Below are 20,563 nucleotides of genomic sequence, written 5' to 3'. Positions count from 1 at the left end.
AAAAAGAAAGGGCCGGAAAATTTTTCCGGCCCTTTCTTTTTTTCTATTTCATTGTTTTCTTTTTCTCCATATGTTTTGAAAAGGCCTCTTTCTGTTCGTCAGTGAGCTGTGCCGAAACTTTACGATGGGTGTCTGCTTTCAGGGCATCGCTTCGTTGCCGCATGTCTTCTGCCGATAAGGCGGTATCTGCTTTTAATGCGAATTTGTTTTGCTTCGCTTCAAGCAGAATAGGATAGATAGCGGTTTGCTGCGCTTCGGTTAACGTCAGTTTTTCCGTTAGCGTCGCCAAGGTTTCTTTTGCTTTCTGCTCCGCATTTCCGTCTTGGGCAAACGTCAGCGTAATAGCGAATACGAATCCCAAACCTGTTAAAATTAATCTTTTCATTGTGTGTGATTTAAAATGTAAAACCTTCTGTTATTAATAGTTACTGATTATTAAACAGTGCAAATGGGTCAATTATTGTGTATATTGTATCTGATTCGTTACAATTTAACATTGATTAACATCCGTTAACAATAAATCGAAGGAGTTAAAAAGAAGACGGGCGATTGTGTGGACGCGAAACACAATCCCGTATTAGCGTATCCAATGTCTTTTGTGAAAAGTCCATTACAAGGAGATGAATAGGAATATAGAAAAGAGGAAGGTCTTTAAAAGATTCCAATTGTATCCGTTGAATATCCTTTTCTGTGGTAAGAATGATTTTATTTTCGCAGGACAGTTCTTCATATGTCAGTCTAATGCGCTTATAATCTTGTTTTGAGAAAGGATGATGGTCGGGAAAAATAAGCGGATGTATCCGGTTGTTTTTTTGCTCCAAATAGCTGATCAACGGTTGCGGTTTTGCAATACCGCAGAATAAGACAATGTCCAAATTATTTAAATCTGCTGCCAAAGGCTGTTGTTGTACGTTTAAAGGGGTGCTGTAGCCGATCTGTGTGTATAATAACGGTGCGGCGGTATATCTTCTGATTTTATGTGTTATAGTCTGTTTCTCTTTTGCGGTCAAGTTTGAAGGGCATTTCGTCACCACAACCACATCTGCTCGTTTTACAGCGGAGAAATTGTCCCGAAAGTCTCCCGTAGGTAGAGGGAGTATTGGCTTATGAAATGAAGCGTAATCCAATAATAAGATGGAAAACCCCGGCTTCAATCTGCGGTGCTGATAAGCATCGTCCAGAATAACGATGTCATGTTGCTCCTTTAGCTTTTCAACGCCCGCACAGCGGTCTTCCGATACAGCCACGGTGACATGTGGAAATTTTCTCTTAAACTGTAAGGGCTCGTCCCCCACTTCCATCGCGGTGGAATCCATCGAGACTTCGCGGAATCCTTTCGTCTTACGTCCATAGCCTCTGCTTAGTGTGGCGACTTTATAATCTTTAGATAAGAGCTGGATAAGGTATTCGGTCATCGGGCTTTTCCCTGTACCGCCTACGGCGAGATTGCCGACCACAATAGTCGGAATGTCGAAAGACCGGCTTTTAAGTATGCCCCAATCGTAGAGTAAATTGCGGAACCATACGACAAATAAATAGATGAAACTCAGCGGCAATACGATCCACCGGATGATGCGTATCATTTTTTTACCAATTTGATACCGACGTCAGAAATATCGATAAGCGGATTTTGCCGCATGTTTTGTTCCAAGCTAAAGGTATATATTCCGGTGTCCGGAAAGAGAAAATTTGGATGAGCCAAATGCTGTATTTCATACAACGACCCTGCCGACTTGCCGAGCCACCGTCCGTCCAGTTGAGCAAGCATAATCTCCTTTCGGTATGCTGTGTCCGTTAGCTGTGGCCCTTTTTGGTGGAGTAAAACATAGATGTTGGAAAAATCGTAATCAGATCCATGTCGGAGGTTGATAAAAACAGCATAGGGCGAACGGTTATCTGTGATATGGACCGGAAAATCTATCTTATCCGTATAGGTCCACGCTCGGTTTTTTATCATTTGATTCTGCTCGTAGAATGCATTGTCCCCACAAGCGAGCACAAAAAACAATATTCCCCAGATACAGATCAATCGTTTCATTCCTTATCTGTCTTATTATCGTTGTTCCCGCGCCCTTTATTTTTATTAAACCGCCGCTTCTTTTTTTGTTCGTTGCGTGGTGCATTGCTTACTGCTTTCTCTGGTTGTTCAGCAGCGGGTTTCCCGTTCCGACTTTTTTTCTTCTTCCGCTTTTTATTCCGCTCGTCCAGACGGGTCAGACTATCCTGCCCCACGACATTTTCGTAATCCAGGACGGAGACTTTTTTGGTTTCCGGAGTCGGCGGCACATATTCCAGCGCTTCGGGTTTGACTCCCCCCTTGTTCAGCTGGGCTAACTCTCTGACTTTATCGATTGTCAGAGGAATCCAGTTTTCCGCACCGGGGTATGAAAACCACATCGTCTTTTTAAAGATATCCGTCTTTTGCAGATAGGCCACACCACTTAACGTTTCGATGCGGTCAACATCGTTAGGAATATCTTTCAAGGCATCCATATAGCTATCCAGTTCGTAGTTCAGACAGCATTTCAGCTTACCACATTGGCCGGCAAGTTTAAGTGTGTTCAGCGAAAGGTTTTGATACCGTGCTGCCGACGTCGATACGGTTTTGAAGTCGGTCAGCCAGGTCGAGCAACAGAGCTCCCGCCCACAGGAGCCTATACCACCTAATCGGCTGGCCTCTTGCCGCATTCCGATCTGTCGCATTTCAATACGGATGCGGAAAGCCTCCGCCATTCTTTTGATAAGCTCCCGAAAATCTACACGTCCATCTGCGGTATAATAGAAAGTTGCTTTGCTCTTATCCCCTTGGTAGTCGACGTCTGATATTTTCATAGAGAGTCCCAGGTCTAAAGCGAGCTTACGCGCACGGTGCATGGTCTCCCATTCGAGATCTTTGGCTGCATTATACTTGGCGATATCGGATTCACTCGCTTTGCGGTATACCTTCTTAACAACAGATTCCGGATCAACCTTATTCTTCTTCAACTGTAAGCGCACGAGCTCACCGGTCAAAGACACATGTCCGATATCGAAACCTCCTGTAGCGGGTTCTACAGCGATCATCTCTCCCATTTCCAGATAAATATTGTCAGCGTTGACATAAAAATCCTTTCGGGAGCCTTTAAAGCGCACCTCTACAATGTTGAACGGTTTATAATTTGATGGCAAATCCATGTCGGAAAGCCAGTCATATACATCTAATTTATTACATCCGCTGGTCATGCAAGAACCGTTGTTATTGCATCCTGCGGGTACCGTGCCTAATTTACCACCGGTCCCACAACCTCCGGATGAGCAACTGCCACATCCCATATTTTCTTTATATATATTGAGCCCCTTTCGGGAACGTTTGATATTTGAACAATAAAATCAATTGCAAAGATAAATCTAAAAATAATATTTTAGGATTACCATTTCGCTCGATGCCATAATGTGCTTTCTCCAGCATGTCAATGGCTTCTTGAAATTGTTCAAATTGAAAAAGTCCACTAAATTTTTCTACAAATGCCAACTCTTCCTGCTGCAAAAATACCAAATCTTTGAGACCTTGCTGCATTAAAATAATTTGTCGCATTATATTAATGGCATAAAGTAAGAAACTTTTTTGGTTTTCGCGGCCTAATTTTGAAAGTTCTTCCTCACACAGGGTAATCAGCTGCCCTCCACTGTCGGTGACGACGCAACGGAACCAGCGTATCAGCAGGTCAAATGTTTTATTTTCTTCGTTTTGATGAAGAAGCTGAAAAGCTTCCTGCATATTCCCGTCGGCAATGAACGCAATCTCATTTGCCCGGGTAGTGTCAATCTTTTTCTCTTCGATCAGATAGTTCTTCATTTCCGTGTGACTCAATTTGTTGACTTTGACAAGTTGCGTTCTCGAAATGATCGTATTGATGATTTTGTCCTGATTTTCGGCGACAAGGAGAAATAAAGTTTTTGCCGGAGGTTCTTCGATCAGCTTCAGCAGCGCATTACCCTCTTTGTCTAAATAGTCCGGCAGCCACATGATCAATACTTTATATTCCGCTTCAAAAGCTTTGAGGCTGAGTTTTTTGATAATGTCGTGCGCCTCTTTTATCGGGATATTTGCTTGCTTATTACCTGCCTCCAGCTGATCCCGCCAGTACGTGAAGTTTAAATAGGGATTGGCTAATAGAGCTTTTCGCCATTCTTCTATAAAATCCGTCGCGACGGGAGCGTCCTTTGTCGGATAAAAAGGATAGGAAAAATGCAGGTCGGGGTGTATAAGCTTCTCATACTTACGGCAAGAGGCACATTGTCCGCAGCTGTCATTCTCCAGCTTATTTTCGCAGTTGATAAATTGCGCATAGGCCACGGCAAGTGCCAGACTACCCGAGCCTTCAGGGCCGAGAAAAAGCTGCGCGTGGCTTACCCGGTTGTGCCTTACCGTGCCAACGAGATGTTCTTTAATGCCCTGATGTCCTATAATATCCTGAAAGCGCATGTTCTATGTACAGCAAATTTAATAAATATTAAGTGACTTCGTCTGATAAACAAGGTTATTCTGCTATTCTTTGAGAAAATATAATACTTTTTATGTATTATTGCATCTACTAAAATACCAATCAAGAGATGAGATTTATTGTATCTACTTCCGTATTACTAAAGCAATTGCAAGCCATCAGTGGAGCGTCCAGCAGTAGTACTGTACTTCCTATTCTGGAAAACTTTTTATTTGAAATTAAAGATAACACGCTTACTATTTCGGCGACGGATTTGCAAACCAGTATGGTCACTTCTTTGCCAATAGAAGCTAAAGAGGAAGGTCGGGTCGCGATGCCGTCTAAGATTTTGATTGATACATTGAAGACATTACCTGACCAGCCTGTTGCTTTCTCGGTGGATACAGCCACGTTAGCAATCGAGATCAGCGCAGGTGATGGAAAATATAAACTGAGCGGAGAAAATGCCGATGATTTTCCTAAAATCCCGGAGGTGGACAATGTGTCTACGGTAAAAATAGCCAGCTCGACTTTGGCGGAAGCCATCAATAAAACCATTTTTGCAGTAAGTAACGACGAACTTCGGCCGGCAATGGCAGGGGTTTTCGTACAGCTGAACGAGCAGAATATTACATTTGTGGCAACAGATGCCCACCGTTTGGTACGGTATCGCCGTACAGATGTAGGTGCGGAGAAAGCGACGTCTATCATATTACCGAAAAAGGCGCTACATTTATTGAAGTCTTCCCTTCCGATGGACGATACAGAAGTTTCGGTAGAATATAATAATACCAATGCTTTCTTCCAGTTTGGTAGTATCCACTTGATCTGTCGGTTGGTGGATGAACGTTATCCGGACTACGAGGCGGTTATCCCGCAGCATAATCCGAACAAGCTTACCGTTGATCGGGCGCAGTTTTTGAATACACTGCGTCGTGTGGTGATTTTTGCGAATAAGACAACGCATCAGGTGCGGTTAAAAATCAACGGATCGGAACTGAACATTTCTGCGGAAGATCTGGATTTCTCCAATGAGGCGTATGAAAGGCTCAGCTGTCAGTTTGAGGGCGAAGATATGGAGATAGGCTTCAACGCTAAATTTCTCGTCGAGATGTTGAACAACCTTTCCTGCGAAGAGGTTGTGATAGAAATGAGCTCGCCCAATAGAGCCGGATTACTGTTGCCCGCGATAAAGGAAGACAATGAAGACATCTTAATGTTGGTGATGCCTGTGATGTTAAACAACTTAGGTTAGAAGTTTTGGATCTTATTTATTCCCTTGTTGATTTTGTTCTTCATATAGACGACCATCTTCTGGAGATTGTCAACAATTACCAGACCTGGACCTACCTGATTTTATTTTTGATTATTTTCGTCGAGACCGGTGTGGTGGTCATGCCCTTTCTGCCGGGTGATTCGTTGCTTTTTGCTGCAGGAATGCTGGCTGCTCAACCCAACGAGCTGAACGTCTGGATTATGATAATCCTTTTATTGATTGCGGCGATTACAGGCGATTCGCTCAATTATTCCATCGGGAAGCATTTCGGTATGCGGGTGACCAAGTTTAAGCTTTTCGGCAAGCAGATCATCAAGGAAGAGCAGATTGAAAAAACACATGCTTTTTATGAAAAATACGGCAGCAAAACGATTGTCATCGCGCGTTTTGTACCTATTGTAAGGACACTCGCGCCTTTCGTGGGAGGAATAGGGCGCATGCATTATGGAACTTTCCTGACTTACAACGTTATAGGGGCATTCTTATGGGTCGTCGGTATCACCTTGGCCGGATATTTCTTAGGAAATATTCCGATCATCCGTGACAACTTTTCCCAAGTGGTCTTGCTGATTATTTTGATTTCCATACTTCCGATTGCGTTTGAAGTGGTGAAAGAGAAACTGAAGAAAAGAGACGGCGCTTAAAACCGGGCTTACCTCGAGCGGTTTTGCCTGAATTGTCTTTTCAGATTTAAAGTATTATGTTTATCCCAAAAACATGTTCAGACATAAAGGGAAGAGGAGAACGTATTACCACAATCTTCTGTTAGCTTCTATATTATCGTTCGTTGCTGGTATTGTAAATGTCACAAGTGTGTTGGCTTTAAATGTGCTGACCACAAATATAACCGGGCATTTTGCCTATTTTGCGGAGCATCTAATTAATAGCAACCTGAAGTTAGCCGCCATATTTTTAATGTATAGTGTTTGTTTTCTTGGAGGGGCCTTTGTCTCCAATTTTTGTGCAGAGACTTTTTCGCGTAAGGACCCCAGATTGACTTATACTGTTCCTCTTATGATAGAAATATTGGCTATTAGCACTGTCATGCTTCTTTATACAAAAAGCATAGATTACGTAGAGACTGTAGCAGGCATTCTGTTATTTGCAATGGGTTTGCAAAATGCTATGGTAACCAAGATTTCCCAATCTGTGGTTCGTACAACCCACCTTACGGGTATATTTACGGACTTGGGGATAGAGTTATCTCAACTTTTCTTTTACAGAGATACGAAAAAACACCAACGGCTGTATAGAAATATACATCTAAAAGTAGCTATTGTATTAAGCTTTTTTGCCGGAGGTATAATTGGTGGTTATGGGTATAAACAGGTCGGGCTGTATATACTCGGTTTGGCTGTAGGTATCATATTTATCGCTATGATTCATGATTATATTCGGTATCACTACTATAATATCAAGCGAATCATTCGAAATAGACGCTGATTTGTCAACTTTTTTTACCTTTGCATATGATAAAATCAATGACCGGTTATGGTGTAGACACTCAGGAAAATGAGAAAGTAAAGTATACCGTCGAGATAAAATCCCTTAATTCGAAGTTTTTAGAATTAAATATTCGTCTTCCAAAAGCCGTTTCGGATAAGGAACTGACCCTGCGTAGTGAGTGCAATAAGCTCATCGAGCGGGGAAAGGTGAATATCCAGATTTCTTCCGAATATATGGATCAGACGGCAAAAGCATCTTCCATAAATGGCGAACTTTTTAAGAAATACTATACACAGCTTCAGGAAATAGCCCATCAGGTCGGTGATACGCAGGCGTCGTTATTTGATCTGGCGTTGAATATGCCCGAAGTAGTCGCCAACAATGAGGAGGAAGTAGATGAAGAAGAAGGGAAAGTTCTTTTGGCGGCTTTTTATCAGGCGGTAGAAAAATTTAATACCTTCCGAATCGACGAGGGAAAGGTTTTAAAAGCAGACTTGGAAAATCGGGTCAAGCTGATTTTGAGCTATCTGACCGAGGTTGAAGCCACGGAGGGCGACCGTATACCGTTAATTCGGGAGCGTATCGCACAGTATATGGATGTTGCGGTAGGGAAAGAAAATATCGATAAAAACCGCTTTGAGCAGGAGCTTATTTTCTATATCGATAAATTGGATATTACCGAAGAGAAGGTACGCCTGCGAAGCCATTGTGATTATTTTCTGAAGGCGTTGAACGCTGTCGATTCCAACGGAAAGAAGCTTGGATTTATTTCCCAGGAAATGGGTCGTGAAATCAACACGTTGGGATCCAAGGCGAATGATGCAGGCATTCAGCAAATCGTGGTTCGTATGAAGGAAGAACTGGAAAAAATCAAGGAACAACTGCTAAACGTATTGTAGGCAAATGAGTGGGAAGCTAATCATATTTTCAGCCCCGTCGGGAGCAGGGAAAACAACTATTGTGAGACACCTCTTGGCGCAATACGGGGATAAGCTGGAATTCTCGATTTCGGCCACCACACGTGATTTGCGGGGCAACGAGGTCGATGGGCAAGATTACTATTTTATCAGCAAAGAGGAATTTTTACATCGTGTAGCGAAGCATGAATTTATAGAGTTTGAAGAAGTTTATGCAGGAACCTACTATGGTACGTTGCGATCCGAAATTGAGCGTATCTGGGCGAAGGGCAAGCATGTGATTTTTGATATCGATGTGGTTGGTGGACTACGCCTGAAATCAAAATTTCCGAAGGAAGCCTTAGCTATTTTTGTTAACCCCCCATCGCTGGAGGTGTTGAAAGAAAGGCTTGCAGGTCGAGGTACTGATTCAGCGGAAAAATTGAAAGAGCGCCTTGCAAAAGCAGAGGTAGAGCTAAGCTATGCGGATAAATTTGATGTGATGCTGAATAACTTTGATTTGGATACAGCCTGCAAGGAAGCAGAACAGTTGGTTCTGGAATTTATGGGAGATTTGAGACGTGAGATTTGAGTACAGATGAAAAAGAAGATTGGTTTATTTTTTGGGTCATTTAACCCTGTGCATATAGGCCATCTGATTATTGCCAATTACATGGCGAACTACACCGTACTGGATGAAGTTTGGTTCGTCGTATCACCTCATAATCCTTTTAAAGAGAAAAAGAGTCTGGGCAACATGTACGATAGATTGGAAATGGTCAATCTTGCTCTGGAGGATGCGGAGCGTCTGCGTGCGTCTGATATTGAGTTTAAGCTCCCGCAGCCTTCCTACACCATAGATACACTTACACACCTTGCCGAAAAATATCCCCGGCACGAGTTTGCTCTTATTATGGGGGAGGACAACCTTGTCGGCCTGCATAAATGGAAGAATGCCGATATTATTCTGAGGGATTATAAAATCATTGTTTATCCGAGGATTGGTCACGATGCAGGCGAACTCCGAAACCATCCGTCGGTGACGATGACCGATACGCCGATGATGGAATTATCATCAAGTTTTCTACGTAAAGCGGTGCAAGAGAAAAAAAGCATTAAGTTTTATACACCCGATAAGGTTATCGATTTTATTGACAAAAAGGGGCTTTATTCTTAATGCTTCTTTTTACCATATTACCTACCCATCCAGCCACCGTCGACAGTCAGGACCGTACCATGTACATAGTCCGAAGCGTTGGAAGCGAGGAATACCGCAGGCCCTTTGAAGTCTTTCGGTTCGCCCCAGCGTGCAGCAGGTATACGTCCTAATATCGAAGCCGAACGTTCCGGATCATCACGCAAAGCTTCCGTATTATCTGTCGCGATATAGCCCGGAGCAATCGCGTTGACATTCACGCCTCTGGATGCCCATTCATTCGCAAATGCTTTCGTCAATGACCCGATAGCTCCTTTCGAGGCCGCATATCCAGGCACGTTAATACCTCCTTGGAAAGTCAGGAGCGATGCGGTGAACACAACTTTTCCGGAACCTCTCGCAATCATATCTTTCCCGATTTCGCGCGTCAGCACAAATTGTGCATTTTGGTTGATCTCGATGATTTCATCCCAGTATTCGTCGGGATGCTCTGCCGCAGGCTTACGCAGGATATTTCCGGCGTTGTTGAAAAGGATATCAATGACAGGGTGGTCCTTTTTAACCTGAGCAATGAACTTATAGAGTTCTTCTCTTTTTGAAAAATCACATTGGTAAGCATGGAACTTACGGCCAAGGGACTGAATAGATTTTTCTACGGCAGATCCTTGCAGCTCTAATGTGGCAGAGACACCGATAATATCAGCCCCGGCCTCAGCCAGCGCCTCGGCCAATGCCTTACCTATACCACGTTTGCAACCGGTTATCAGGGCCACTTTGCCCGATAAATCAAATGAATTTAATATAGACATGTTTTTTGTTAGATATTAGCCTGCCTGCGGTAGGCAGGTATTTAGATATTAGATTTTAGACTCCTGTATAGTCTCCGCCCGGGAGCTCATTTTAGCTTAACTACCAAAGGCTTATTTATTTTTTCTACTTGTTGCTCGACAAACATCTTCCATTCTTCTGCTGATGTGACCTGGCCGGCTTTGTTCCATGCGGCTCCATTGTAATACACCAAAGGTTTATCATTCTGGACTTCCGTGCTTAGCAAAAATTGTGTGTTGACACTATCAATGAAGGTAGGTTGATTTTCCGATACTATTAAGGCTGTTCCGATGTGCCCGTGTCCCTGTACATCTGGTTCCCAATACGCTAAACTACTGTTTGACGCATTAAAATCGTATTGAGGGTCGCTTTCACCCCGACGCACTAAACCAATGACCACAGGAGTGCTGTTGGATTGTTCATTTTTAAGAGTGACAACGATCTTGTTAAAATGTTGCCCCGCATCCAAGGATATGGTTTTGGTTGAGGACAGGGTCTGACCGTTTATATCCTCGGGTTCAAAGCTCAGCTTGAATGTTGTGCGAAGAGGTCCGTTATCCAGTATCTCGTATCCTCGATAATGCTTAGTAAACTGTATCTTGTTATCAAAATAGGGGGCGAAGTCTCCCGCGCCGAGCGTCTGCCCGACAGCGTAATAGTCCAGCCCTTCGCCGTGATCCCTATGGTAATCACCTTCTTTGTACCACTTATCAATGATCAGCTGCTCCGTGCGTTTTGCCCATACATCTGTTCCCTGCGCATCATCAGGACGGCCTTCCAGTGCCTTGCCGTACATGCGGAAAGCCAGTACATTGTTTTCCCATGCAAAATCATCAAAACGTTCTGGCACAAAACGGGCATAAGTTTGTGTCGTAAAAGAGGGTTTAACATCCTGCTTTGTCACCGATAGCGAGACCTCGCCATTTGCGTCCACAGGTACCCAGATCAGTACGTTTTCAGGAGCTGTATTGCCTCTTTTTTCCAACTGATACGGAAGCTCCGTTTCGGAATCCGATAATTTGACCGAAAAGACAGAGTCAACGCCGAAATGTGTTGTAAATTCCGCATAAGGAATACTGACAAGCTCTTGCCGTGCGATATCCGTCGGATTGCTTATGACGATGTTTCGGTGTTGTTGGGCACAGCTTACGCCTAATAAGGCACAAGCGAGGATAAATCCTGTTGTCTTTTGCATATGTTCTCTTATTTTAAGTCCGTAATAGCGGCTTTATCCATATCATCGTAATCCATATTCTCGCCCGCCATACCCCATATAAAGGTGTAATTGCTTGTGCCGGCACCGGAATGTATCGACCAGGGTGGCGAAATGACTGCCTGTTCATTCTGCATCCAGATATGGCGTGTCTCGTCTATCGGGCCCATAAAATGGGATACAGATTGTCCTTCGGGTACGTCGAAATAAAAGTAAACTTCCATACGACGATCGTGGGTATGCGCCGGCATAGTATTCCATACGGAGCCCGGTTTGAGTTCGGTCATACCCATTTGGAGTTGGCATGTTTGAATAACCGTATGGAGTAGCATCTGGTTGATGACCCGGTGATTTGCCGTTTCCATGCTGCCCAGTTCAATCTTATTGGCATCTTCCCGTGTCACCCGCTTCGTTGGATACGTATGGTGCGCGGGGGTCGAGTTGAGGTAGAACTTGGCCGGGTTGCTGCTGTCGTTGCTGCTGAAATAAACTTCTTTAGCACCTTTACCGATATATAATGCCTCTTTGTTGTTGACGTCGAAAGTTTCGCCATCAACTTCTACTTTTCCGTTTCCACCGACGTTGATGATACCAAGCTCGCGGCGGGATAAGAAATAAGGTTCTTTTAGTAGCGGTTCAATAGGTTCCAATTTTATTTTCTTGTTGACTGGAAATGCTCCCCCCGCCATGTAGCGATCATAATGTGTGTAGACGAAATGGACCTGATCCTCGAAAAAGAGCTTTTCAATTAGAAAGTTCTCACGCAAACCTTTTGTATCTAATGATTTCGTTTCATTAGGGCCGATTGCATACCTTGATTCAAATGTAGTAGACATATCCTTACTTTTATTTTATTTGTAAATGTTTTAAAGATAACCCTTTAAAAGTGAAAAAGATATTCTCTGAGCGGACTCGGGTGAACTGCACCGATTTCGTAACAGAGATGATACAATTTAGGTCTAAGTACATCGCTTTCAGTTTGTCGTGATCTACGGTCTGTGAAGACTGATATGGGCCATGGTGTTGGAAAAATAGCATCAAAAGGGTATCTTTGTAGGGTTAATTGTTGATAATCATGTTGGTAACGTTAGAAATCAATAGCGACAGCGCGTCTTCCATTTTGGATGTACTCAAACGGATAAAGGGTGTGAAAGTTACATCTGTTGACGCTGAAGGTCAATCTGAGGCAGGCTCTCCTGATACGATAGCTGTCGGTCTCCGTCAGGCCGTGTCAGATGTAAAACTTGCACGTGCTGGTAAGAAAAAACTGAAAACATTTGACGAATTACTGGGTGAGCTATAAATTGCTGACATCGACTACGTTCGACAAAGAATTTAAGGCCCTTTGCAAAAAGCACAAATCGGCTAAGGAAGACGTTGCTAGCTTTGTGCGTACTCTTCAAGATAATCCTCATCAGGGCATATCGTTAGGCAATAACTGCTATAAGATCCGTATTTCCATTAAAAGCAAAGGAAAAGGGAAATCTGGTGGAGCACGGTTGATCACTTATGTTTGTGTGCTTGACGAAGAGCTTTATTTGCTTTCCATTTATGACAAATCTGAAAAGGAAACGATATCCGATAAAGAGCTTAGAAATATATTGGCAGACCTTTAAGCCATTCGTGGCGATCGCTGCAGGTGGGAACAAGCTGGGCATGCGATCGGACGAACTGAAAAAAATGCTTTCCTAACCAGGGAATCAGCAAACCTAATCAGGGATACCGTTTACCCTGAGGTATGTGAACCGTTACCCTGTCCTTAAGTCTGCGGTCTTTTGATGTAGAAGACGGTAATCCCTACGGTATCTATTTCATAACAAAAATATAATTCATCAACAGCCTTGGATTTATTATCTTAGTCGCATGGCAAAGAAGAAACCAACCATATTGGTCGTCAATGACGATGGGATAACGGCACCGGGGATTAAGGTACTGCTTGAAGTGATGCAGGAGATTGGAAATATTATCGTTGTGGCGCCCGATAGCCCCCAATCCGGTATGGGGCATGCGATCACCATCGGGAAACCACTGCGTTTGGATAAGATTGACCTGTATGAAGGGGTGGAGATGTATAAGTGCTCCGGTACACCAGTGGATTGTGTAAAATTGGCGGTGAATCAGATTTTTAAAGGTAAGAAACCAGATCTTTGTGTTTCGGGTATTAATCATGGCTTGAATTATTCGATAAACGTGCTTTATTCCGGAACGATGTCCGCAGCGGTAGAGGGGGCGATTGAAGGAATTCCTTCGATAGGCTTTTCTTTGGATGATTTTGCTTATCATGCGGATTTCTCGCATTGCAAGCCTTATGTCAAAAGCATTGCACAACAAGTATTGCAACATGGATTACCGAAGAATACCTTGTTGAATGTCAATTTTCCTAATATAAGGGAAGAAATAAAAGGGCTTAAAGTCTGTCGGCAAGCCAATGCCAAGTGGTTTGAAGAATTTGACCAACGGTTGGACCCGTATAATAGAGAATATTTTTGGATGACGGGTAAATTCGACCTACAAGATCGGGGCGAGGATACGGACGCTTATGCCTTGCAGCAAGGTTATGTTTCCATCGTACCGACACAGTTTGATATGACGGCGCACCATGTGATCCCGGAATTGAATTCGTGGAATTTTGATGGGGTACAAAAATGAAGAATAGTTTCCTTTTAGGGGTTTTGATTGGTGCGATTTTTCCTTTGTTGGCGTATGGGCTAACGACGTTTACTGAGCTCCAAAAGGTCGTTTTTGCTCAGAAACCCATTGCTTTGTATGTGATAGCCGCGGTGATCAATCTGGTTGCTGTGCGTTTTATTTATCGTAGTGGTCGGGAGAATACGGGCAAGGGGATAATACTGATTACCTTTCTGGCCATGGTTGTGATGGTGCTCGCGTTGAAGATTAAGGTTTGACTATAAGTCTTATTTTAACACCATTCCTTTGGCTAAATTCTGCACACTAAGATGAACGTTAGCAGGCGTGTAACCAAAAAAGTCTTTGAAATCTTTTACGAAATGCGCCTGATCAAAAAAATCATAACGATAGACAAGTTCTTGCCAATCATAGACATGAGCGTTTTCCTGTATAAATCGATTAATAGCAATGAACCGGATGATACGACTAAATAGCTTCGGCGAAAGACCTATTTCCTTTTTGAAATGCCTTTGGAGCGTGATTTCGGTCACATTCAATTCGTTACACAAATCTTTTATACGCCCTTTACCGCATCGTTGTTGGATGACCTCGCACGCCCGCTGTACAACGCCAGGAGTGGGCGGTAAAGCATGGGTTACCATGCGAAGTAACCAATCTTCAAGAATGGTTTTAACCATAACCGCATCGTTTGCATGATCTTCCAGTTTAGATTTTATGGTCAGTGCGTTCGGCAACACCTCGTCTATTCGAAAAGACTGGTTGGTCAATTCATCCTGGGGTAGACCGAACAGCTTGAAGGCTCCATTACACGTAAACGATACCAAAATCATTTCAATACTTTTTACTAACGGTTTAAAGGCCATGTGTTGGCATACATGGCCCGTAAAACTAAAGCGAAATTTATAGTCGATATTAGTATCAATACCTTCAAATATCGGCTCTTCATTCAGAACAAATGCAACGGCACTATGTCCGATCGGGTGAATATCTAACGGTTGGCCCAAGTTGTGAATGTCGAGTTGGGCATAACAGAAAGATTGTATATAAGGAGCCAATAACGGATGGGGTGAGAAAAACTGAACTTTCATGGCGAAGGAGTCTGTATTTGACAACAGGTATTTGCAAGACTAATGTAAGCAATAATATATATCTCTCCTAATTGCCAACTATTCCACCGCCGTCTTTGTGATAAAAATAGATTCAGCATTTGAGTCGCTGGCTCCATCTGCCAATTGAGTTATCTTTCCATTTTTCCAATATTGGGCAACGTATGTGCTTGTACTACTTTGATACACCGTGCCGGCTATATAGACATCATTATCCATCACAAAGATGGACGATGCAAAGGTGGCGAGATCTTCCGGTTTGCTGATTATGGTCGGGTCACCGTTTTTCCAATAGTAAACGATGTCTTGGCTACGTCCATACCCGCCGCCTACTGCATGGACAACCCCGTTAGAAACAAAAATACCCGAAGCGTGCCGATCGCCTGTATCTTCTTGGTATAGACGCACAGGCTCTCCGTTTTTCCAGTATTGCGAACCATAAATACCCTTTCCGGCGATGTAGATATCACGCCCGTCTATAAAAATGTCGTTTGCGCCGCCATGCATTGAACCATCACTAAGGACGATGGGATTGTTGTTTTTCCAACACTTGGCGACATCGTATGTACCATTGCTTTCGTAGCCTGCTACATATACATCTTCTCCTTGCACCACAATCGAGGCTGCACTAGCAGGATTGAGCCCATTCGTTAGGTTGGTCGATACGCCGTCTTTCCAATACTTGGCGACTGATTTGAATCCGAGGGTTTCCCGTCCCGCCACATACACATCATCGTCGGATACATATATGCAGTACGCTTCGGCGTCATTTGTTCCATCGCTAAGCGCTATCGGTATTCCATTCTTCCAATATTTAGCTACATTCTTACTCCCATTATGCTCCCTTCCGGCTACATATACGTCCCCATCAGATACAAAGACGGAAAAGGCATAACTGGCATTTGTGCCGTCTGTTAGGTAGACCGGAGCTCCATTTTTCCAATATGTGGCGACATCCTTTCCTGCTTTTTCTACCGATCCCGCTACATAAACGTCTGTTTCGTACTGCCGCTCCGGTTTTTTACTCTTTTTACAAGAAGAAAAAGCGAGTACCAACAGCAAGCCCGATAAGGTCATTATTTTATTCATTATACTATTATTTACTTCCGCTAACTACCTTTTTTCAAAAGCATGGTGTCTCCCATGACATTCAATTCTAAAGCAGATGCATTGAGTGTCAGGATATTTACTGTGTTGGTCATACCATCGGATGCGGTGACGACTAATTTCTTTCCACCATCAACGACGTAATACTCTCCCCATCCGGATGAACGTTTACATTCCCCGCCATCGAGATAAAAATTTACCATATCGATCTCATTTTTGTCGTTAAAATTGTAATACGAGCCTTTCTCACAGTCGTTTGCTGGTTCTTGCACAGTACCGTCGGCTTTTGTTATTTTTACAACATACCACTTTCCGATAATCAACTCTTCTGGTTTTGGCTCTGGTTTCGGGGAATCCTTGCTGCAAGAAGCGCCCCATGTGCTTATTAACGCGAGGAAAAGTAATAGGCTGTAGCTGTTCGGGATGATCTTTTTCATTTGTTTTTGATTTTTACATTTTTAACTATTCCGGTTAGACACCACCGTCAAACGATCCGCTGAACTCCCGTGTCGTTCCGTCCAAACTCTTTGCGTTGACGGAGAAAGTTCCCATTACTGCTTTGCCTAAACCCGGAAGCTCATCATTGCCTATCTTTTCTATATGAAGAGTGCCGTGGCTTGTGCTCGTCTCTGACGATACTTCCCATCCTACCATACCCTCCCCCTGGGAGTCCGAATACACAAGAAGGCCATCTAAAGCGACAATATCATATGTTCCGGGACCGGTCACACTGGGTACAGTGATGACTAGCGATTGCATTTTATCACTTTTGGGATCAGCAATAACGTATGCTACTACACTCACCGTATTCTTCTTAATCGTGTGTTCGTCCGGTCCGGCCATATCTTGGGTACTGATGCGGGCGTGTGCTTTTCCAGCCATCTCAGACACACGGCCTCTTACATCCATTAATACCTCTTCATCAGTTCGTAGCGTGATGTAAATCGATGCTTGCTCCGACTTAGTGTTTTTATTGCACGAAAAGGTAGTAAGCAGGACAAGGACTGTTGCCATGACGAAAGGGATAAAGAGTTGCTTCTGTTTCATAACCATGTAGATCCGTTAGATGTTTGAAGATAACTCAAAGGTCACTATGGAATTTTGGATTCCATTGTAAAAAACCATCAATTCGCTGGCGGATGCTTTTTTTGAGTAAAGTGTCAGAGAAAAAAGCGGCTTTGGGGAAGCTGTTGTTATTTGGCGAGAATGATTCTCGAATCGTGTTTCAAAACCAAAATAGCTACACGGAACGAATTAAAGCGACAGCCGCGTTTAATATTTGCTATGTGGACGACCGGACAATTAACTTTCCTTGCGATATGGTGATTTCGGGAGGCATATCTGTAAATTTTTTCTTCAATGTATCCAACATCTGTTTGCCGGCAATCAAACCAATTTCATAGGGCCGCTGTTCGAAAGTTGTCAATCCAGGTTCGACCAAGCTGGCTACGGGATCATTGCCAAAGCCAGCGACGGCAATGTCTTCCGGTATACGGATACCCTTATTTTTTAATAGCTGTATGATTTGTATACCTCCAGCGTCATATATGGTACAGATGGCATCGGGAGGCTTAGGAAGTGCTAACCATTTATGGACAGCAGAGGTGACGTGTTCGGGAAGAAATCGAGTATGTTCGACGAGATCCTGGTCATACGTTATTCCGTTTTGTCGTAGTGCCGCCATATACCCCTGCTGTCGGAGTTTGCTAGCGCGCATATGCTTTGGGCCGGCTAACAGCGCTATCCGCCGGCGCCCTGTTTCGATCAAGTGTTGTGTTGTCGTATATAGGCCATTGAAATCGTCTTCTACGACTTTAGGGATGGGGAGCTCCTGACAGATCCGTGCGAAGGAAACGAGCGGAAACCCCTTTTGATATAGTGTTTTGACATGGTCAAAATTGCGTGTGTCACGGGTATGACATATCAGAAATCCGTCTACACGGCTAAGCATCAACGCTTGTATATTTTCTTTTTCAATCTGAGGTGATTCGTCCGACTGCGCGATGATGGTACGGTATCCCATGCGCCCAACAGCATGCTGTATGCCACTCACGATGGCTGCGAAGAAGGGTTTCTGGATATCCGGAATAATTACACCCAAAAGGCGGGTTTCATTCTTGATCAAGCTCAAAGCCAACATATTCGGTTGATAGTCCAAGGATTTGGCCATTTCCAGTACGGCTTTTCTCGTTTCCGCACTGACATTCGGGTTGTTAGTAAGTGCCCGTGAAACCGTAGATTTAGAAATACCCAGATTCTTCGCAATGTCAATAATGGTAACTTGATGTTTTTTCATGAACAAGACATTTTGATACGTGATACAAAGGTGTGAAAAAAAAATAATATAAAAATGTTTTTAGGGAACGGTTGTGGGAATGTTCCCAAAAGAATATTGGGAAAAACTTATGCTTAAGCACTTGTTTAACAGTATGGAATACTATAGATTAGCAGTCTGTTTTGAGAATATAAACCATTATGATGCGTAAAAACATTCAAATAACATTTCTGTTTTTTATCTGCTGTTTGACACTTTTGTCGTGTAAAAAGAATGTGGATCATACGGATTCGGTTAAAGTTATTAAAAATGGCCCCTCCCGACCCGATGATGAAAATACGTCTACGGAGTTCTTTGATTATTCGCAGCTTCGCGCGCACCCTCGTCTTTTATTTACGGAAGCGGACGAGCCGGCCTTGAAAGACCTCGTTTTGCAGCATTCAGATCTAGCCATTATCTATAGGCATATTCTTAATTTTAGCAATACGACATTAAATGAGGCTCCCGTGGAAAGGGTTTTGGAAGGTAAGCGCCTATTGGCGGTATCAAGAACGGCTTTAAAGCGGATTTTCTATCTCTCTTTTGCCTACAGGATGACGGACGATAGTAGATACTTGGATCGGGCAGAAACGGAGATTAACGCCGTATGTGATTTTTCAGACTGGAACCCCAGCCATTTTCTGGATATTGGAGAAATGGCTGCTGGAGTGGCTATCGGATATGACTGGCTCTACGCCGACCTTACCGAGGCAACCAAGATAAAGATCCGCAGGTCGCTGAGGGAAAAAGCCTTCGAGCCGTCTAACAACAGCAGTCAAGCGTGGTTCTTGAGCGATGGAGGGAACTGGAATCAGGTGTGCAACGGAGGACTTGTGCTTGCGGCGTTGGCGATATATGAAGATAATGAGGACGGCTCTGCAGCTATTATTGAGCGAGCTTACGAATCGGTCAAGCTCCCATTGGCAAAATACAGTCCGAGTGGAAGTTACACCGAAGGATATTCCTATTGGGGCTATGGAACGACGTATCAGGTGATGATGATGGCCGCTTTGGAAAGTGCGTTGGGTACGGACGGGGGGCTGCATAGTAGCACAGGCTTTATGCAAACGGCAGATTATATCACATACATGACCGGGTCTGTCGGCCTCTGTTTTAACTATGCAGATTGTGCGAAAGCTGAAGTACCTAATCCGGTACTCTTTTGGTTTGCCAAGAAAGCAAACAACCCCAGTTTGGTTATAAATGAACGGAAGCTTATGCAGGGCGGCGGAAGATATATCCGGAGTTTTTCCGAAGATCGACTAATGCCATTGGCACTTATATTTGGTATAGATCATGATTTTGGTCAGGTACCGGCATCGCCAACCGACAAATTATATGTGGGGTATGGTGAAGTACCTGTTGCCGTGGTGAAAGCAGGCCGGGATGGGGCGGTGGCCAAATATGTGGGAATTAAAGGTGGAGCAGCAGGCTCTGCACACGGGCATATGGACGCCGGCTCTTTTGTATTTGAGATGGATGGCGTGCGGTGGGCAATAGATTTAGGATTACAGAGCTATATCACCTTGGAAAGCAAAGGGGTAGATCTGTGGAACATGGGGCAGAGTTCCCAGCGATGGGATGTGTTGCGAATAAACAATCATTTTCACAATACATTGACCATTAACGGTAACCGACATTTGGTAAATGGTAAAGCTGAAATCAAGCAGGTGTTTGATACGGATGCCAAAAGAGGTGTACTTCTGGATCTTACCCCAGTGTTCAAGAATGATCTGGAACATGCCGAACGGGAAATCACCCTCATGAATGAAGATTATCTTGCCGTCACCGATGAGTTACGAACAAATAATAACCCAGCAACATTGCGGTGGAGCATGGTGACAAACGCGGAACCTGAAATCGTCGATAGTCATACATTGCGGCTTCATCAGGATAACAAAATTATAGATATACAGATCGAATCATCCCTTTCGGTGCAGGCAAAAACCTGGTCTACCGAACCTATTACGGACTATGATGCCGCTAATCCCGGGACGGTAGTGGTAGGGTTTGAGGGTGTCCTACCGGCAAACCAGAGCTATGTGTTTCAGGTAAAGATGGGGGTAAACTTGAACTAAATATTGGTAGAAAAACGTATAATGTATAGAA

General features: G+C 43.7%; 24 protein-coding genes. 11 read left to right on the top strand and 13 right to left on the bottom strand.

The window, feature by feature from the left end:
- Positions 1-43 precede the first annotated feature (43 nt).
- The 5 genes from G5B30_RS04020 to G5B30_RS04000 all read right to left on the bottom strand — a co-directional run bounded on the left by G5B30_RS04020 (position 44) and on the right by G5B30_RS04000 (position 4,465).
- Entirely contained in the window at positions 44-385 is a 342-nt protein-coding gene (locus G5B30_RS04020) for a hypothetical protein (protein WP_165318669.1), read from the bottom strand.
- A 145-nt stretch (positions 386-530) separates the two neighbouring features.
- Positions 531-1,583: a tetraacyldisaccharide 4'-kinase gene (gene lpxK / locus G5B30_RS04015; RefSeq protein WP_165318668.1), complete on the bottom strand. Its 1,053-nt coding sequence runs from the start codon at positions 1,581-1,583 to the stop codon at positions 531-533.
- Positions 1,580-2,038, bottom strand: a complete 459-nt coding sequence (locus G5B30_RS04010) for a gliding motility lipoprotein GldH (RefSeq protein ID WP_165318667.1) — start codon at positions 2,036-2,038, stop codon at positions 1,580-1,582. The genes lpxK and G5B30_RS04010 overlap by 4 nt, the downstream gene beginning before the upstream one ends.
- The gene (locus G5B30_RS04005) at positions 2,035-3,312 is read right to left on the bottom strand and encodes a stage 0 sporulation family protein (protein WP_206367004.1); all 1,278 of its coding nucleotides are present in this window, start codon (positions 3,310-3,312) and stop codon (positions 2,035-2,037) included. Before G5B30_RS04005 ends, G5B30_RS04010 begins: the two co-directional genes overlap by 4 nt.
- Positions 3,313-3,319: 7 nt before the next feature.
- Entirely contained in the window at positions 3,320-4,465 is a 1,146-nt protein-coding gene (locus tag G5B30_RS04000) for an ATP-binding protein (protein ID WP_165318666.1), read from the bottom strand.
- A 128-nt stretch (positions 4,466-4,593) separates the two neighbouring features.
- Here G5B30_RS04000 and dnaN point away from each other — a divergent pair, with 128 nt between their 5' ends.
- The 6 genes from dnaN to nadD all read left to right on the top strand — a co-directional run bounded on the left by dnaN (position 4,594) and on the right by nadD (position 9,258).
- Positions 4,594-5,718 (top strand): DNA polymerase III subunit beta, encoded by a 1,125-nt coding sequence (gene dnaN, locus G5B30_RS03995; RefSeq protein WP_165318665.1) that lies wholly within the window; start codon positions 4,594-4,596, stop codon positions 5,716-5,718.
- A gap of 5 nt (positions 5,719-5,723) precedes the next feature.
- Complete coding sequence (locus G5B30_RS03990) at positions 5,724-6,383, top strand: DedA family protein (protein ID WP_165318664.1); 660 nt, start codon at positions 5,724-5,726, stop codon at positions 6,381-6,383.
- Positions 6,384-6,456: 73 nt separating this feature from the next.
- The gene (locus G5B30_RS03985) at positions 6,457-7,182 is read left to right on the top strand and encodes a YoaK family protein (RefSeq protein ID WP_165318663.1); all 726 of its coding nucleotides are present in this window, start codon (positions 6,457-6,459) and stop codon (positions 7,180-7,182) included.
- A gap of 26 nt (positions 7,183-7,208) precedes the next feature.
- A complete protein-coding gene (locus tag G5B30_RS03980) occupies positions 7,209-8,084 on the top strand; it encodes a YicC/YloC family endoribonuclease (protein ID WP_165318662.1) in 876 nt (291 codons plus the stop codon).
- A 4-nt stretch (positions 8,085-8,088) separates the two neighbouring features.
- A complete protein-coding gene (gene gmk, locus G5B30_RS03975) occupies positions 8,089-8,673 on the top strand; it encodes a guanylate kinase (RefSeq protein ID WP_165318661.1) in 585 nt (194 codons plus the stop codon).
- A 6-nt stretch (positions 8,674-8,679) separates the two neighbouring features.
- Positions 8,680-9,258: a nicotinate (nicotinamide) nucleotide adenylyltransferase gene (nadD, locus tag G5B30_RS03970; protein WP_165318660.1), complete on the top strand. Its 579-nt coding sequence runs from the start codon at positions 8,680-8,682 to the stop codon at positions 9,256-9,258.
- Positions 9,259-9,275: 17 nt separating this feature from the next.
- On the opposite strand, the gene G5B30_RS03965 is transcribed toward nadD, so the two are convergent.
- The 3 genes from G5B30_RS03965 to kduI form a co-directional block, all read right to left on the bottom strand.
- Positions 9,276-10,046, bottom strand: a complete 771-nt coding sequence (locus G5B30_RS03965) for an SDR family NAD(P)-dependent oxidoreductase (protein ID WP_165318659.1) — start codon at positions 10,044-10,046, stop codon at positions 9,276-9,278.
- Between the two features lie 86 nt (positions 10,047-10,132).
- Entirely contained in the window at positions 10,133-11,260 is a 1,128-nt protein-coding gene (locus G5B30_RS03960) for a DUF4861 family protein (protein ID WP_165318658.1), read from the bottom strand.
- A gap of 8 nt (positions 11,261-11,268) precedes the next feature.
- Complete coding sequence (gene kduI / locus G5B30_RS03955) at positions 11,269-12,114, bottom strand: 5-dehydro-4-deoxy-D-glucuronate isomerase (protein ID WP_165318657.1); 846 nt, start codon at positions 12,112-12,114, stop codon at positions 11,269-11,271.
- 239 nt (positions 12,115-12,353) lie between these two features.
- Here kduI and G5B30_RS03950 point away from each other — a divergent pair, with 239 nt between their 5' ends.
- The 4 genes from G5B30_RS03950 (at position 12,354) to G5B30_RS03935 (ending at position 14,184) form a co-directional block, all read left to right on the top strand.
- Positions 12,354-12,581, top strand: a complete 228-nt coding sequence (locus G5B30_RS03950) for a hypothetical protein (RefSeq protein ID WP_165318656.1) — start codon at positions 12,354-12,356, stop codon at positions 12,579-12,581.
- Complete coding sequence (locus tag G5B30_RS03945; protein ID WP_206367003.1) at positions 12,556-12,894, top strand: type II toxin-antitoxin system RelE family toxin; 339 nt, start codon at positions 12,556-12,558, stop codon at positions 12,892-12,894. Before G5B30_RS03950 ends, G5B30_RS03945 begins: the two co-directional genes overlap by 26 nt.
- Positions 12,895-13,141: 247 nt before the next feature.
- Positions 13,142-13,927, top strand: coding sequence for a 5'/3'-nucleotidase SurE (gene surE / locus G5B30_RS03940; RefSeq protein ID WP_165318655.1), 786 nt, complete (start codon positions 13,142-13,144; stop codon positions 13,925-13,927).
- A complete protein-coding gene (locus G5B30_RS03935; RefSeq protein WP_165318654.1) occupies positions 13,924-14,184 on the top strand; it encodes a hypothetical protein in 261 nt (86 codons plus the stop codon). Before surE ends, G5B30_RS03935 begins: the two co-directional genes overlap by 4 nt.
- Before the next feature lie 9 nt (positions 14,185-14,193).
- Here G5B30_RS03935 and G5B30_RS03930 read toward each other — a convergent pair whose 3' ends face one another.
- The 5 genes from G5B30_RS03930 to G5B30_RS03910 all read right to left on the bottom strand — a co-directional run bounded on the left by G5B30_RS03930 (position 14,194) and on the right by G5B30_RS03910 (position 18,436).
- Positions 14,194-15,015 carry an AraC family transcriptional regulator gene (locus G5B30_RS03930; protein ID WP_165318653.1) on the bottom strand — a complete coding sequence of 274 codons (822 nt, stop codon included), beginning with the start codon at positions 15,013-15,015 and terminating at the stop codon, positions 14,194-14,196.
- A 78-nt stretch (positions 15,016-15,093) separates the two neighbouring features.
- Positions 15,094-16,122, bottom strand: coding sequence for a hypothetical protein (locus G5B30_RS03925; protein WP_165318652.1), 1,029 nt, complete (start codon positions 16,120-16,122; stop codon positions 15,094-15,096).
- A 20-nt stretch (positions 16,123-16,142) separates the two neighbouring features.
- Positions 16,143-16,577 carry a lipocalin family protein gene (locus tag G5B30_RS03920; protein ID WP_165318651.1) on the bottom strand — a complete coding sequence of 145 codons (435 nt, stop codon included), beginning with the start codon at positions 16,575-16,577 and terminating at the stop codon, positions 16,143-16,145.
- 34 nt (positions 16,578-16,611) lie between these two features.
- Positions 16,612-17,187 carry a hypothetical protein gene (locus G5B30_RS03915; protein ID WP_165318650.1) on the bottom strand — a complete coding sequence of 192 codons (576 nt, stop codon included), beginning with the start codon at positions 17,185-17,187 and terminating at the stop codon, positions 16,612-16,614.
- A gap of 235 nt (positions 17,188-17,422) precedes the next feature.
- On the bottom strand, positions 17,423-18,436 hold the full coding sequence (locus G5B30_RS03910; protein WP_165318649.1) for a LacI family DNA-binding transcriptional regulator: 1,014 nt from the start codon (positions 18,434-18,436) through the stop codon (positions 17,423-17,425).
- A 179-nt stretch (positions 18,437-18,615) separates the two neighbouring features.
- Between G5B30_RS03910 and G5B30_RS03905 the strand changes: the two genes are divergently transcribed.
- Positions 18,616-20,532: a heparinase II/III family protein gene (locus G5B30_RS03905; RefSeq protein ID WP_165318648.1), complete on the top strand. Its 1,917-nt coding sequence runs from the start codon at positions 18,616-18,618 to the stop codon at positions 20,530-20,532.
- The last annotated feature ends 31 nt before the right edge of the window (positions 20,533-20,563 follow it).

Source organism: Sphingobacterium sp. SGG-5, from assembly GCF_011043525.1.
GTDB lineage: Bacteria > Bacteroidota > Bacteroidia > Sphingobacteriales > Sphingobacteriaceae > Sphingobacterium.
Note: the sequence above shows the minus strand (reverse complement) of the source record. Positions and strands in the feature narration are given on the sequence as shown.